Origin of the sequence: Photorhabdus sp. RW14-46 (assembly GCF_963887965.1) — a bacterium.
GTDB lineage: Bacteria > Pseudomonadota > Gammaproteobacteria > Enterobacterales > Enterobacteriaceae > Photorhabdus > Photorhabdus laumondii.
In genome coordinates this window covers 17,636-31,989 of sequence record NZ_CAWPHH010000043.1, presented here as the reverse complement: position 1 = coordinate 31,989, position 14,354 = coordinate 17,636, and the positions used below count along the sequence as shown (strand labels likewise).

12 protein-coding genes are annotated in these 14,354 nt (G+C 41.3%); 9 read left to right on the top strand and 3 right to left on the bottom strand.

Going from position 1 to position 14,354, the window contains the following annotated elements; all coding sequences use genetic code 11:
* The 8 genes from AACQ38_RS21495 to tssE all read left to right on the top strand — a co-directional run.
* A partial coding sequence (locus AACQ38_RS21495; protein WP_278249271.1) for a type VI secretion IcmF C-terminal domain-containing protein occupies positions 1-803 on the top strand: 803 nt, incomplete at its 5' end.
* A 717-nt stretch (positions 804-1,520) separates the two neighbouring features.
* Entirely contained in the window at positions 1,521-3,134 is a 1,614-nt protein-coding gene (locus tag AACQ38_RS21490; protein WP_165579047.1) for an esterase/lipase family protein, read from the top strand.
* 98 nt (positions 3,135-3,232) lie between these two features.
* Entirely contained in the window at positions 3,233-4,234 is a 1,002-nt protein-coding gene (locus AACQ38_RS21485; RefSeq protein WP_339367081.1) for a T6SS immunity protein Tli4 family protein, read from the top strand.
* 243 nt (positions 4,235-4,477) lie between these two features.
* The gene (locus tag AACQ38_RS21480; RefSeq protein WP_165579046.1) at positions 4,478-5,461 is read left to right on the top strand and encodes a T6SS immunity protein Tli4 family protein; all 984 of its coding nucleotides are present in this window, start codon (positions 4,478-4,480) and stop codon (positions 5,459-5,461) included.
* Positions 5,462-5,986: 525 nt separating this feature from the next.
* Positions 5,987-7,747 carry a type VI secretion system baseplate subunit TssF gene (gene tssF, locus AACQ38_RS21475; RefSeq protein WP_165579045.1) on the top strand — a complete coding sequence of 587 codons (1,761 nt, stop codon included), beginning with the start codon at positions 5,987-5,989 and terminating at the stop codon, positions 7,745-7,747.
* The gene (tssG, locus tag AACQ38_RS21470; RefSeq protein ID WP_165579044.1) at positions 7,711-8,799 is read left to right on the top strand and encodes a type VI secretion system baseplate subunit TssG; all 1,089 of its coding nucleotides are present in this window, start codon (positions 7,711-7,713) and stop codon (positions 8,797-8,799) included. The genes tssF and tssG overlap by 37 nt, the downstream gene beginning before the upstream one ends.
* Complete coding sequence (tssJ, locus tag AACQ38_RS21465; protein WP_165579043.1) at positions 8,777-9,316, top strand: type VI secretion system lipoprotein TssJ; 540 nt, start codon at positions 8,777-8,779, stop codon at positions 9,314-9,316. The genes tssG and tssJ overlap by 23 nt, the downstream gene beginning before the upstream one ends.
* Before the next feature lie 5 nt (positions 9,317-9,321).
* Complete coding sequence (tssE, locus tag AACQ38_RS21460; protein ID WP_058588358.1) at positions 9,322-9,750, top strand: type VI secretion system baseplate subunit TssE; 429 nt, start codon at positions 9,322-9,324, stop codon at positions 9,748-9,750.
* A 449-nt stretch (positions 9,751-10,199) separates the two neighbouring features.
* On the opposite strand, the gene AACQ38_RS21455 is transcribed toward tssE, so the two are convergent.
* The 3 genes from AACQ38_RS21455 to AACQ38_RS21445 all read right to left on the bottom strand — a co-directional run bounded on the left by AACQ38_RS21455 (position 10,200) and on the right by AACQ38_RS21445 (position 12,596).
* Complete coding sequence (locus tag AACQ38_RS21455; protein ID WP_011147425.1) at positions 10,200-10,868, bottom strand: helix-turn-helix transcriptional regulator; 669 nt, start codon at positions 10,866-10,868, stop codon at positions 10,200-10,202.
* Positions 10,869-11,180: 312 nt separating this feature from the next.
* A complete protein-coding gene (locus tag AACQ38_RS21450; RefSeq protein ID WP_165579042.1) occupies positions 11,181-11,867 on the bottom strand; it encodes a helix-turn-helix transcriptional regulator in 687 nt (228 codons plus the stop codon).
* Positions 11,868-11,906: 39 nt separating this feature from the next.
* Positions 11,907-12,596, bottom strand: a complete 690-nt coding sequence (locus AACQ38_RS21445) for a PAS domain-containing protein (RefSeq protein WP_011147423.1) — start codon at positions 12,594-12,596, stop codon at positions 11,907-11,909.
* A 959-nt stretch (positions 12,597-13,555) separates the two neighbouring features.
* On the opposite strand from AACQ38_RS21445, the gene AACQ38_RS21440 reads away from it, so the two are divergent.
* Complete coding sequence (locus AACQ38_RS21440) at positions 13,556-14,197, top strand: hypothetical protein (protein WP_165579041.1); 642 nt, start codon at positions 13,556-13,558, stop codon at positions 14,195-14,197.
* Positions 14,198-14,354: the final 157 nt, after the last annotated feature.

Sequence of the window (14,354 nt, the reverse complement as noted above, 5' to 3'; positions counted from 1 at the left end):
CATTAGTGCAGGCGTGGCAGGGGGTATTGAAACCGGCGACGGCGAATCTGAATAGCCAGTGGCAGACGGCGATAGTGGACAACTGGGATCGGGCATTTGCGGGCCGTTATCCGTTTGCCGGTGGCGACAGTGAAATTTCATTGCCGATGTTGGGGCAATTTATCCGGTCAGATTCGGGGCGGATAGAGCAGTTTTTGACGCGTCAGTTAGGCGGGATACTGCATAAAGCGGGTAACCAGTGGGTTGTGGATGAGGTGAATGGTCAGGGCGTACAGATTAACCCGGATTTTCTAAAGGCGATAAATCAGCTCAGTCAGTTATCGGACCTGCTGTTTGCGGATGGCAGTCAGGGATTACGGTTTGAACTGCGAGCCAGAGCGGTGCGGGATGTGGTGGAAACTGACCTGACGATAGATGGGCAGAAACTGCGTTATTTTAACCAGATGGAAAGTTGGCAAAGTTTTCGCTGGCCGGGAGAGACCTATAAACCGGGTGTGATGCTGACGTGGATCAGTGTCAATGCCGGAGCGCGTTTGTTTGGTGATTATCAGGGGAACTGGGGGTTGATCCGCTGGCTGGCGCAGGCGAAAGCGGAGAAGCTGGATGAAAGCCGTTACCGACTAATATTTACCGCGCCGGATGGATTACCGTTAACCTGGATTTTGCGCACAGAATTGGGCGAAGGGCCGCTGGCGTTATTAAAACTGCGCGGATTTAAATTGCCAAAAAATATCTTTGTAGTGACGCCGGGTAATCACACGACAATATCAGCGGTAAATGACGATGATCTGATAACGGAATAGTGCATGCGATTGGCGATAAATGAGGAAATAGCGTAACCGTTAACTGTTTTCATTAACGGAATGGTTGCTAAGATAAATATCATTACAGATATTCTGATGAAGATGTTTGGCTATATGGGTGAGAAGCCTGATTTCACTTTTCTCAGTGAAGAGGGAATATTGCTATGGGGTTTTCTTGATGTTATTGGCTATCTTATTATTCGTGTGGCATGAATGAGAATTATTCTTCTTTATCGTGATGGAGTGAATAAGATTTAAAAAGGAGTGATGAGACTGAAACAGCGATAATCTATTAGATAAAATGAAAATAGGCATTTTTATCATAGGGATGTGATTAAAATCGCGTATTTAGGCGGTCTTCATTTTATGGAAAATAATGTTAGTTTACTTTTGTCAATAAATGTCATGTTATTGTCATGAAGTTTAAATTATTCTGTTCGACATGCTGTTATATCGGCGGTGATAAAGGAAAGTGCATTAAAAATTGTATTTTTTTGAAAAAAAGAGTTGATTTTTATAAGCACCCGTTAAGAAGATAGTAAAATTCAGAAATCGCTCATTCTGTTCATCCATTGATGTATTGCGAAAAGGTGAGTGGCCTGTGTAAATATCTTTGATCCGAACGGATGATCATATGTACAGAATGGAAAGAGCCCCTTGCCAAAGCAAGTTGAGGTGGAAATTAGTCAATTGCAAATAAAAGATGAGGAGTAAATGATGAGTGAACCGAAGGAAAATGAGATTTTTATTCACCCTGAATATGATGAATTGGGCCTCCCTTATTACAACGTGCCGAATGCCAGAATTGAAGAAAATCTGGTGGCGACTTGTTTGAAATACGCGACTAAAGTGATCCCGGTAATTTTCCTGCCGGGGGTGATGGGGAGTAATTTAAAATCAAAAGAGGGTAAGTCGGTCTGGCGGCTAAATGAGATATGGAGTTTTGAAGTTTTAGTTTGGATGTGCAGAGGAGCCTCTTATAGGAAAGATACACTAGATCCTAGTAATACAGAAGTTGATGATTCCGGAGATATCACGCCTGATCACACTGAGAAGAATAAATTCCAAACTTGCCAGCAGCGCGGTTGGGGAGAGATAGCCCATATGAGCTATGGCACTTTCCTGCCCTGGCTTCAGGCGGTGTTGGATGATGAGCGTCTAGCCTTTGAGTACTGTCTGGCAGGAAAGGGGGGGAAAACCCTTCGGCAACGTATGGTTGATATAAACCTGAATGCGGAGTGGGGAGAAGAGCCGCTGACAGAGGCCGAGGTTGACCATAGTTATGATTTTCTCTACCCGGTTCATGTGATGGGCTATAACTGGCTGCAATCTAATAAGGAGTCTGCCAAGAGGCTGGCGCAATATGTGGATAAGGTTTTAGCTTTCTATGGTAAACGGTGTGCAACTAAAAAGGTGATTTTAGTTACTCACTCAATGGGGGGGCTGGTTGCTCGTTATTATTCAGAACTGCTGAATGGCAGAGATAAAATTTTAGGCATTGTGCATGGAGTGATGCCTGATACCGGTTCACCCATGACTTATAAAAGGATGAAAACCGGTGAAGATGGAATGGTTGGACTGGTTATCGGCAGTAATGGCGCGGAGATGACCCCGGTGTTGGCGCAATCTCCCGGCCCATTACAGCTTCTGCCGGGAAAGGAGTATGGTCGAGGCTGGTTACATATCGCTGATGGTAAAATGACGCATAAACTGCCGAAATTAGATCCGTATGAGGAGATTTATCTGGAAAAGGATCGCTGGTGGGGATTATGTGAAACCCGGTTTTTAAACCCGGATAAAAAAGAGAAGTGGAAAGATAATGAAAGCTGGAAAAATTATACACATATTATAGGGAAAAAAGTTAGGCCATTTATTGAAGGATTGAGCGGTAAATATCACCCGAATACCTATGCTTTTTATGGTGCCAGTGAGAAACATCTATCCTATGGGGTTATCTCCTGGGAGGAAGTCAGTAAAGATTATTACAATAAAACGGAGGATTATTCCGGCCTGACCTTTAATCAGCCGATCTATGATCCTTATAACCTGGAGATGGGTACTACACGTATGGTGCAGTTTTCTGTTGGCCCCTCTTTTAAGGATGTTGCGGCGAAAACTTTTAAGCTGGCATCGCCAAAGGATAAAGGGGATGGTACCGTGCCGGAACGGGCTGGCCGTATTCAAACCAGAAGATTACTCAGTCAGTTGGCAACAGAAGTCGACCATGAAGGTGCATATAAAGGAAATAACGAGACGGAAGAGACTTTTGCCCGGTTATTCACCTTACGTTCAATTGTGAAGATGGTGCAGGCGGTGAAAGGTGAAAATTGAATAGGAAAACGACCTTACTGACTTTAGCGGTTATTTATATCTTGTGGTGGCATATGCCCGTATTTTATTACCCGATTTTAACTGAAAAGGAAAAGAAAGTGACAACAGAAATCTTAGCCAATATGCAGACCCGTTGTGTTGGCCGTTATTTGATAGATCTTCCTGCTGGATTTGACAATATTATTCATGATGGGATATTTATTGGTGATGCGCAAATAGAAACCGAGCGTTTATATCCACCTGCATTTGAACAGCGGATACGGCTGAGAGAACAGGAGTTAAAGGAGGATAAAACTATTGATCCTAAAGATATGCCCTTTTTGAAAAAAATTTATCGCTTACAGGGAGAGCAAACAGGTGTAATTTTCGATAGGAATGAGGATATTGGTGAGCCCGGTTTTGGCCGGGTGCTGGAATCACATTTATACGACAATGGTGTTGCATTTAAAATTATAATGAAGATAACAGATTTGTCTGATGCTAAATATGCGAGTGATAGGAAAAGTTATATCAGGGCTGGTTTTTCTGAGGATGAATTAAATACCACAGATAAAGCGATGATGAAAATGAGGAACTTATTATCCAGAATCAGCGGCCGAAAAGATACAGAAATACCTACAGAGGCAGGTACTTGTATTCCTGATGGTTTTATTACTGGCAGTCGTGATGAGAAAGAGAGGATGACTTTTGTCTATAAGCGAAATGAAAGTGATCATTTTACTTTCAGTGTTGAAATATTAAATTATATTCAAGAGAAAGACCATCTATTAGAGCGTTTGAGGGGAATGGAAGGTCTGTTTTTGGCCGTGCATGCTAAGATAATAAGGAAAGATAAACGGGAAATTAATGGCACTTATACGGAGGAAGTTTTAACGACCGCTCCGACAAAAAAAAGTGATGAACCGGAAACCAAAATTCCGGGATATGCATTTATGTTAATTGCCAATGAAACAGCCGGGGATTATAAGAACCCTTTTGTTGCTATTGATCTAGGGAATGATCGGTTATCTGCAACGCCGTACAGTGAAAATGAACTGATAAAGTTTTGGGATGCGGTAACGAGTACTTTTCGTAAAAGGCCCGGTGCTTTTAAAGAGTAATAAAAGTAAATTTTAAATTGAACTTCTTATAGAGATATAAGGTCTAAGAACCAAGGTTAGAAAATGATGGTGATAAATAAAAAAATATACTGTGGGCTCAATTGTCAAGATAGTACAGGTGGTGAAAGTTAGGTAAAAAAAGAAGATGATTGATTTTATTCACTATAGTAGCAATTGATACCCTATGGCAGTGGTATTTCCCTGCCCATTATTATCCCGCTTTAACCTAAAAAGGAAAATTAAATGAGAACTGAAATATTAACCAATATGCAGACTCGTTGTATCGGGCATTATCTGATTGATATTCCCTTGGCATTTGAAAACATCATCAATAATGAGATATTTATTGGTGAGGCAAAAATAGAAACCAAGCGTACGCATTTATCCGCATTTGAACAGCGGATCGAGATAAGAGAGCAAAAATTGAGGACGACTAAGACTACCGATCCGAAAGATCTGCCCTTTTTAAAGAAGATTTATCATCTCCAGGGAAACTTATATGGCGTGATTTTTGATAGAAATAATAGTGTCAGTGAACCCGGCTTTTCCCGAGTATTAGAAGCCCATTTATATGATAATGGGGTGGCTTTTATTATAGAAATGAAGTTTACAGAAATATCAGATGATAAATACAGTTATTCAAAGGACCGTTATATAAAATCCGGATTGAATGAAAGCCAATATAAAATGCTTTCTCAAACTCTGGACAAAATGCAAAGGCTAATTACCAGAGTCAGCGGCAGAAAGGATAGCGATATTCCGACAGTGGCAGGAATCTGTATCCCTGACGGTTTTATTGCCGACTATAATGATGAAAAAGAAAGTATAAAGTTTGTCTATCAAGGAAATCAGGATGACAATTTTACGCTCAGTGTTGAAATCATTAATGACCTTAAAGGGGAAGGCACTTTACTTGAACGTATTAGTGAGGTTGAAAGGGATTGGTTTATTAATTATGGCAAGATAATAAGAAAGGGGGAAAGAGAAATAAATGGGATTCATGGGGAGGAGTTATTAGCAGTAGGTCTGCAATCTTTTGACAACAGCCCGCGTTATCAATTTGATTTTATTGTAAATGATATGATGTTGGATGATAAAAAAATCTGTGTTGTTATTATGTTAATGAATTATCAGTTACCTGCAACGCCATATAGCGAAGATGAATTGATCATGTTTTGGGATGCAATAACGAAAACTTTTCGTAGAGGACCGGATGCTTTCGAATAGTAATAAAGTGAGAGAGTGAGTGTTTTAAATAATTCACTAATGAGAGGTCCAATGTGTTATGGTTTATTTTTCCAGTGCTTTTTTTGATTCATATGTTGTTTTTAAGTCCGGTAATATTGTTTGTTGATATACTTATCATTTGTCGGATAGTTAAACGTGGTGGGTGGAAAAAATATAAAATTGTGTGTTTTTTAATTCCTGGTGTGTTATTGATGAGTGTCTTGGTTATTGGTGTGACCTCCGCCGTTATCATGTTGTTCGGTTTTTTATGTGACCATTTTGGTTAATGGCAATAATTTCAACATCAATAGCAAGGTATTTCGATATGAAGTATTGCCTTTGAATATTAATTGCTTATTGCGTGATTGCTCTGGCAATAAAATAGAGGATATCGTTGTGTCTGGCATTATTTTTTTAGGTGATATCAGATTACAGCTATTTTTCTCTACTATTTTACTTCCCTTCTGATTATTTATTCTGAACGGGAAACGATATTTTTTAATAACTTTTTTGGAGGACCATCCTATGGATGATTTAACCCTGCGCTATTATGAGGCAGAAATGCGCTATCTGCGTGAAGCAGGCAGAGAGTTTGCTAAGGCCCATCCTGACCGAGCAGCCGCGCTTAATCTGGATAAAATCGTTATGCGTGATCCTTTTGTGGAGCGTCTGTTTGAAGGCTTTGCTTTTATGATCGGGAGTCTGCGTGAGAAGCTGGATGATGACTTGCCGGAGTTGACGGAAGGGCTGGTTAGTTTGTTGTGGCCGCATTACCTACGCACGATTCCGTCCCTTTCCATTGTTGAATTTGGGGTGGATTGGGCACAGTTGAAAAATTCGGTACAGGTGAAAAAGGGTTTTGAGATCCTTTCGCAACCGATCGGCCCAAGCAAGACTCGGTGTCGTTATACCACAACTCAGGCGGTCCAGTTACTGCCTCTGGCACTGACCGACGCTTCCCTGCAAGAGGAGCCGAATGGGCGTTCCGTGATTCGATTGCGTTTTGACTGTGGAACACTGGTGGACTGGCACCAAATTGATTTGAGCCGTTTACCGCTGTATCTCAGTGCCGACAGTCCGCTGGCCTATGCGTTACATCGAGCGTTTACGCTGCAAACCCAACAGCTTTACCTGCGTTTACCCGGTCAGCCCGATCGTCAGCCATTTGACGGCCGATTCTCACCAATGGGGTTTGGCGAAGAGGAAAGGTTATGGCCGAAAGGGGAAAGTTCGTTCAGTGGTTATCAACTACTGCTGGAGTATTTCACTTTCCGTGAAAAGTTTATGTTTGTTACGCTCTGTGGGCTGGAAAAGTTGACTCTCCCCGAGAGAATGCCGTGGTTTGAGCTGGATGTGGTTCTGCGTGAAAGTTGGCCCTTTGATTTGCCATTTTCTGCCGAGCATATCCGTTTGCACTGTACCCCGGTGATTAACCTGTTTCGGTTGGAATCCGATCCGCTTCAACTGGCACCGTTGCAAACTGAGTATTTGCTGTATCCGGTCCGCTATCAGGATGGGCATACCGAGGTTTATTCCGTGGATGAGGTGTCTTCTTCGAAACGCGAGGGCCATCAGTATGTGCCGTTCAGTAGTTTCCGTCATAAAGGCGGCATGTTGCGCCATGATGCACCGGAGTGCTACTTCCATACCCGTGTGAAACGCGGGCCATCAGGTTTGTGTGACACCTGGATTATTCTGGGTGGAGCGGATTTTGATGATAATGAACTGGACGAAGAAGATATCTTATCTCTCACGTTGACTGGCACTAATGGTCAACTGCCGCGTAGGGCGTTGCAGGATACGCTGTTGAATACCGCCGTTAATCCTCCGTTGGCGGAATTTACGGTACGTAACCTGTGTGAACCGACATTGCCCTGTTATCCACCCAATCGGGACCGTTTCCACTGGCGAGTGCTCAGCCATCTGGGTTCTAACTTTCTTAGCATGATGGATAACCCGGAAGTGCTACGCGGGACGTTAGCCCTGTATGACTGGTCCGACAATGAGATGAACTATCGCCGTCTGGAGGCGATTGTCGCGGTGAAGCATTCGCTGATTGAGCGATTTGAGCAGGGAAGTTTGCGGCGGGGCGTGCACATTGAAGTGACATTGGATAGCAACGGCTTTGCAGGTGCCGGTGATATCTGCTTGTTTGGCGAAATGCTCAGCCGCTTCTTTGCCTTGTACACCGATATTCATCTGTTTAACCGACTTACGCTGATTTTACAACCTACGGGGGAACGACTGTTATGGGAAGAACAACACTGTCAGAACATTCCCGGTTGATGGCAATACTGGAATCGGAGATTTCGACACTCGATTTCTACCAATTCTGTCAGATGATTGAACGTGCAGTTCCTGATCGGCCGCCTCTGGGGAGTACGGAAAATCCGGTTGATGATGCGATACGTTTGCGGCCTCATCCTGGTCTGGGATTTCCCGCCAGTGAATTGAAAGCGATAGAAACTGACAGTGAACATCCAGAGCGTCCACCGACAGCCAGAACAAACTTTATGGGACTGTATGGAGTAGATTCTTCGTTGCCAACCGCTTACCTGAACGATATCGCTCAGCAAAGGGAAGGGAATGAAACTATCGAAGCCTTTCTGGATATTTTTAACCACCGGATGTTCACCCAGTTTTATCGTATCTGGCGTAAATACTCCTATCCGGCAACTTTTGCTACCGGAGGAACCGATAGAACCTCCCAATGTCTGCTCGGATTGATTGGTCTAGGGATACCGGGTAGTCAGCAACAGATTGCCACGCCGATGTCCCGTTTTCTGGCGCTGCTCAGTGTTATGCGTCTGCCAACTCGAACCGCTGAAGGCGTATCGGCGCTGGTGGCATTGTTGGCACCGCAAACCCGGATCGTGGTGACACCTGCTTGCCCGCGACAGATCCATCTGATGCAACCGGCGAATCTTTCAGACACTCACCGAATTTCCCTCTCGCAGCGTACCGTGCTAGGCAGAATGGGCACTGATATCAATAGCCAGTTATTGCTGGCGCTGCATACCGATTGCCCGGATGAAGCGTGGGGCTGGTTGCCGGGCGGGCAGTTGCACACTGATTTTTTGGTGTTGTTACGGGTTTATTTAGGCTGGCGATACCAAGCCAGATTGCAACTGACTCTGCCGACCCGAATATTACCGCCACCGCTGCTAGGTGGTCAGCCTGTTCGGTTAGGGCTAACAGGAGTATTAGGGTTAAAGGCTGAAAATCATCAGCTAGCAGTGCCTGACAACATTACGGTGAATTTGGGGTGTTATCAGGGGATATCACCAGACAGCAATCAAGACAAAGGGGGAGATTATGTTAACTATCCCTTTTTATAAAATGGTGCCGGTAATGGCGACGATAGCATTACTACTGACAGGCTGTGGTCTGACTCAGACCGTGACTGATGGCACGGCAGCGGCCACCCGGTCCTTTTTTCATAAGCGGGTGAAAACGTTGCATCTGGATTTTATTCCACGGGCAGCGGTTAATACCGACACGGGAGAAAGTGTTGCTCTGTCCGTTCCGGCATTAGTTCGGGTTTATCAGTTGCGGGATAACAACGCTATAAAAAAGGTGGATTATGCGGATTTGTTGGATGACGGCGACCGGATACTGGGCGCTGATTGTCTGGCGAGTGAAGAGGTAGTGGTGAAACCGGGTAGTCACGCATCGCTTGATATGCCGATGGCGGCGCAGGCGAAATATGTGGCGGTGGTGGGATTATTCAGAAACCCCGATGTAGCCAAAGGGACTTGGCGTCGGATCATAAAACGCAACGAGTTGTTACCAGATAGTCCTCGTATTATTGCGTTTAATGCCGGTGGCTTGACTTTATTACCTGAAAAGGGGTGAGTAAAATGAAAAAACCTTCTCTGTATGAAAGCCTTTTCGGCAATTTTAATTGCGGTCTGGAGTTGCATCAGGTGAGTGAAGAAGAGCAAGTTATTTTGTCGGTATTAGACAATATGCAGCGTATCCTCAATAGTCGTGCCGGTTCGCTTACCCATCTGCCCGATTATGGCCTGCCTGATCTCAACACTATTCTGCGAGGGTTGCCTACGTCGTCACAGCGCTTGATCTCGACGATTGAACATACCTTGTTGACTTATGAACCGCGTTTGAAACGAGTTGATATCACGTTATTGCCGGAGCTGGCACCGGGGCATCTGTGTTATGACATCAATGCTGAACTCAAAGGTGTGGGGCTGGTGCGTTTCAGCACTGAGTTTGTACCGGAAGGCAATGTGTTGATCCGCCATTTACGCCAGCAAGGGTATGTGGATTAGCATTATTGCTGTTGAGCTATACCCGTCATCTTTCAAGTTGCCTCTTTGTTGGCCGCACTCGCTCACCCCGGTCACATAGTTTGCTATGCTCCCGGGGATTCTCTCCCTTGCCGCCGTGATGCATCTTGAAATCCATAGGGTATATACCCGTCATCTTTCAAGTTGCCTCTTTGTTGGCTGCACTCGCTCACCCCGGTCACATAGTTTGCTATGCTCCCGGGGATTCTCTCCCTTGCTTGGAAATTTCTGGTGTTATTTTTCAATATCGGAGTAAATAAATTTTTAAATAAAAAATAGAGCGAAATTATTTTAATTCGTTTTTCCATAATGAAATTAATGATGTTGTTTCAGCGGTAGCCTTATTAATAGATCAAGGCTACCGTTATTTCTTCTGGTCAATCCAGATTGAATATTATTGTCAGGAGCAGAAGAGTTTAATAATAAAATTGCTATGACAATAAGAATTTTTCTGGTACATAATGATGAAAATTATTCGCTAAACAGTATTCTTCCAGTTGTTGGCTAGAATGAATTCCTATCTTTTTATATATCTGAGCCATATAGGTTTCAATGGTGCGATAAGCAATATTTAATATCTGTTTAATTTGTTGCCTGGTGTATTTTTGTAAAAAGAAAAAAATGATATCCCATTCACGTGGCGTAAAAATATCGCTTGGTGGTTGAAGTATAATGGATGTCGGTAGTTCTTTATAATATTGATGTAGGCTGGCTAATGAGTAGCTTTTGGCTTCCCAACAATGATACATGACGCCGATACAATTTCCATCTTCATGATAAAAAGGCAATTTTTCACAAAAGTAAGATGACAGGATTTGATCTTGTCCGAATATATGTGTTTCAACTGAACATATTCTCTGTTCTTTTGCCATGACCATTCTGTCTTGAATAATAAATTCCTTAGCAAATTCAGCGCCGTTCCAAGGGAGTTCATGATCATAAAGCCCATCATAATTAAATGAGGCTTTAAAATTATGAATATATTTCTTTGTTGCTGAGTTACCATAAATGAAATTTGAAGAACTATCTTTTATTCCCCACGGCTCATTGCTGATTTCCATCGTGTTGATAATTTGAGGTGATATTATATAGTTCTTCATAAAGACTCCTTGAAAATTTTCAGCTTGAATGAACATTCTACTTTGAGATTCCTTAGCGCTTTCTGGGATATAGCGATAAAATTGATGTTTTTCATAAGAATTTTCTAGTGTTATATGATTTCATGATTATAAAGCTTTCTGCAATCGAATGATTTTTCAAGATTATGAATAAATTATTTTGTTGCTGGATTGCCGTAAATAAAACATGAAGAACTATCTTTTACTCCTCTACAATTCATTATCCATTGTATTGACAATCTGAGGTGATATTGCATAGTTCTTCTTCATGAAAATTTCGTTGTGATTTAGCGCCTAAGAAAATATTTTGCTTTTCCGTTTCACAAATCTCTCTGGCACGTAGAGGTCATAGTCATTCGTGCGACAATAGTCTTCTAATTGACGACTGGAATGAACACCAATTCGTTTATATATTCGTGAGAAATGGGTTTCAACCGTACGATAGGAGATATTTAACATCCTACCGATTTGTTTACTGGTATACTTATGTAACATGAGGAAAATAACATCCCATTCCCGTTTCGTAAATATATCGGTTGGTGGAGAGAACAGAATAGATGATGGTAGTTTCCCATAAAATAGACGGGTAAATGAGAAATCCTGAGCTTTCCATCCGTGGAACATGGTACCGACACATTCGTTATCATCATTATAGAATGGATATTTTTCTTGGAAATAAGATGAAAGAAAATTATTTTTCCCGAACATATGTGTTTCAAGCGAACATACTCTTGAGTCTTTCTCCATTACAGTTTTATCGTGAATAACAAATTCTTTTGCAAACCCCGCTCCATCCCAGGGAATTTCATCATCATATTGCCCTTCATAATCAAATGAATCTGGAAGATTCTGGATATGCTTAAGCGCTAAATTACCATAAATAAAACATGAATTTTTATCTTTGATCCCCCAAGGTTCATTACTTTGCTGCATGGTGTTAATAACTGAAGGTGAAATATCTACCTTATTAATTTTGTTCATAATGAGATCCTATTGTAAAGTTAAGTTAGTAATTATGGTTTATAACTCTCTACTGCCAATAGTGATAAAACGTTCAGGAATATAAAGATGATAGTTATTTTTCTGACAGAAATCTGCTAATTCTATCTGTAGTGGTAAATTAAATTTCTGGTAAATTGACTGAATATGATTAACAACATCTTCTGTGCTCATCGTTAATTCTTCACCGATGCTCTCTTCATCCTGTGAACGCAGGGTTAGAAAAAGCACTTCCCACTCAGTTTGCGTCAATATATTATTTGGTGGCGTAAATTGCAGGTTTGATGGCAATGTTTTGTCATAATAGTAAGAAACAGAAAAATCTTGAGGTTGATACATATGAAAGAAGATCCCAATGCAATCATTATTCTCATCATAAAGGGGAAATTTATCACAAATATAGCTTTGTTGGACGTTATTTTCTCCAAACCGATGTGTTTCCAGTGAAGTGATGCGTTGCATAGTTTGGATGGCTTTTTGATCCTGACGGTGGAATTCTTCTGCATATTCGGCGATAGGCGAGGGCAATTCACCCGTGGTAAGCCCGATAATATCGAAATCTTCAGGAAGGTTGAGTAGTTGATAGAAAGCAGGGTTAGCATAAATAAATCTTGACTGGTGATCTCTGGCACCCCAAGGTTCATTGCTTTTGTCCCACATCAGGGTTAATTGTGGTGTAATAAGGGTGGATTTGTTTCGTATATTTGACATAGTAACTCCTAAATTCCTATTTAAATCATTATCTGAATGGTTGCTTTTTCGATTATATCTTAAGTGGACAGCCATATAATAGAATATAATGCTTTTCTCGTCAAAAAGCGTATGTTTATTAATTGAATTTTTACTATTTAATAATGAAACTTTAAATTGATAGGAATATAACTATATATACTATTTTGGATAAAGATTATTTAAATGATTTATTGAAAGAGTAGGTAAAAGTTGTTGTTATGCTCGCTGCGGTGCCTGATATCAGCTATTTTTAGCTAAAAAATAGGTACTGTTAATGGTAAATGAGTGCAAATTATACTTGAAATTATCAGCATCCTCATTGTTGTCAGTTGCTCAATAGTTATTTGTCCTAATGCTTAAGAGCTGTTCTGTTAAACTATTTGATTTACTCGTCTTTGTAATAAAGAACAAATCTGAGCAGCGGCATGAAAAAAATGAGGGTTTTTGGTCATATTTTTGATGTGACATAAAGATTAAACTCAATAAATTACGCCTGTTGTGTTAAGTATATGCTCTTGGTTTTTTACATTGTTTGTGCTCATTACCCCTTTAAAAGGGGTGTTGCCAAGAGTGACTCTCTTGGGATTAAGTCGTAAATACTTAATCAACGACGCTAACATAAATTTGGTTTTTTTATTGGAATTTAATTTTTTCTTAATGCTATACCCTATGGATTTCAAGATGCATCGCGGCGGCAAGGGAGCGAATCCCCGGGAGCATCGATAACGATGTGACCGGGGTGAGTGAGTGCAGCCAATAAAGAGGCAACTTGAAGGATAACGGGTATATTAGGTCATGGAGGATATCAACAGTAGAAACGCAACCGTTGTTGTTGAACTTAGGGTTCAATATCGCTACCATCAATCGAAGATACAGTTATCAATTTGATAACTGTATCGTCCTTTTTAGATGATTAGCGGGGAATAGGAGGAGGTTATATGCCAGCAAGATTGGTAAATCCTGAAAAGGTTAATGAGGTTTTCGCTCATCTGAATGAAAGCTCAGATAATCATACCCTCTATACTGCGTTGATGAATGGGGTTGATATTACTGATCAGATAAAAGGGTTGTTGCTTTCACCAGGTTATCGCATGGTTCGTGTTGATGGTCGATTTGGTAATCGTATCAGTCAATCCCACTTCGAGTTGGCATTGGTTAACGATGTGTCTAAAGAAGTTGCCTATTATAATCGAGTGGTTATACAGCCAGATGTGGTATTAAATTGTCGCCCAGTAACCCAAATTCTTGTTTGGCGTATCAGGACGCCTCAACACCGTGCTGTTCTACGTGATCTGGCTGGTAAGGTGTTCTTTGATTACTTGCTTGAACATTACAACGTGATTGTGTCGGATATGAATCAAACGACGGATGGTATCGCTTTTTGGCAGGATAGAATGTACGACGCACTAGCATATAATATGCATGTTTATGCTTATGATATGATTACCTGTGAGTTGCGTAAGATTTTGACCCAGAATGATGTTAGTCGCCAAGAATCTTGGTTATGGGGAGATCCTGAACACCATCAGAATAGATTGGCAATTATTTCGAAAAGTGAATTACCCATCTATGGGGTATAAAAGTTCATAACATTATAGTTGGTAATGTTGTACTTATTGGTCGTATTTATTCAGATAAGAGTGATGGGGTTAAAGGGTTATTTTTCACTATAGATATTTTATTGCAAATAAATAAGTTAAATTTTCCTGCATTTCTGATGCAACAACATTAATAACT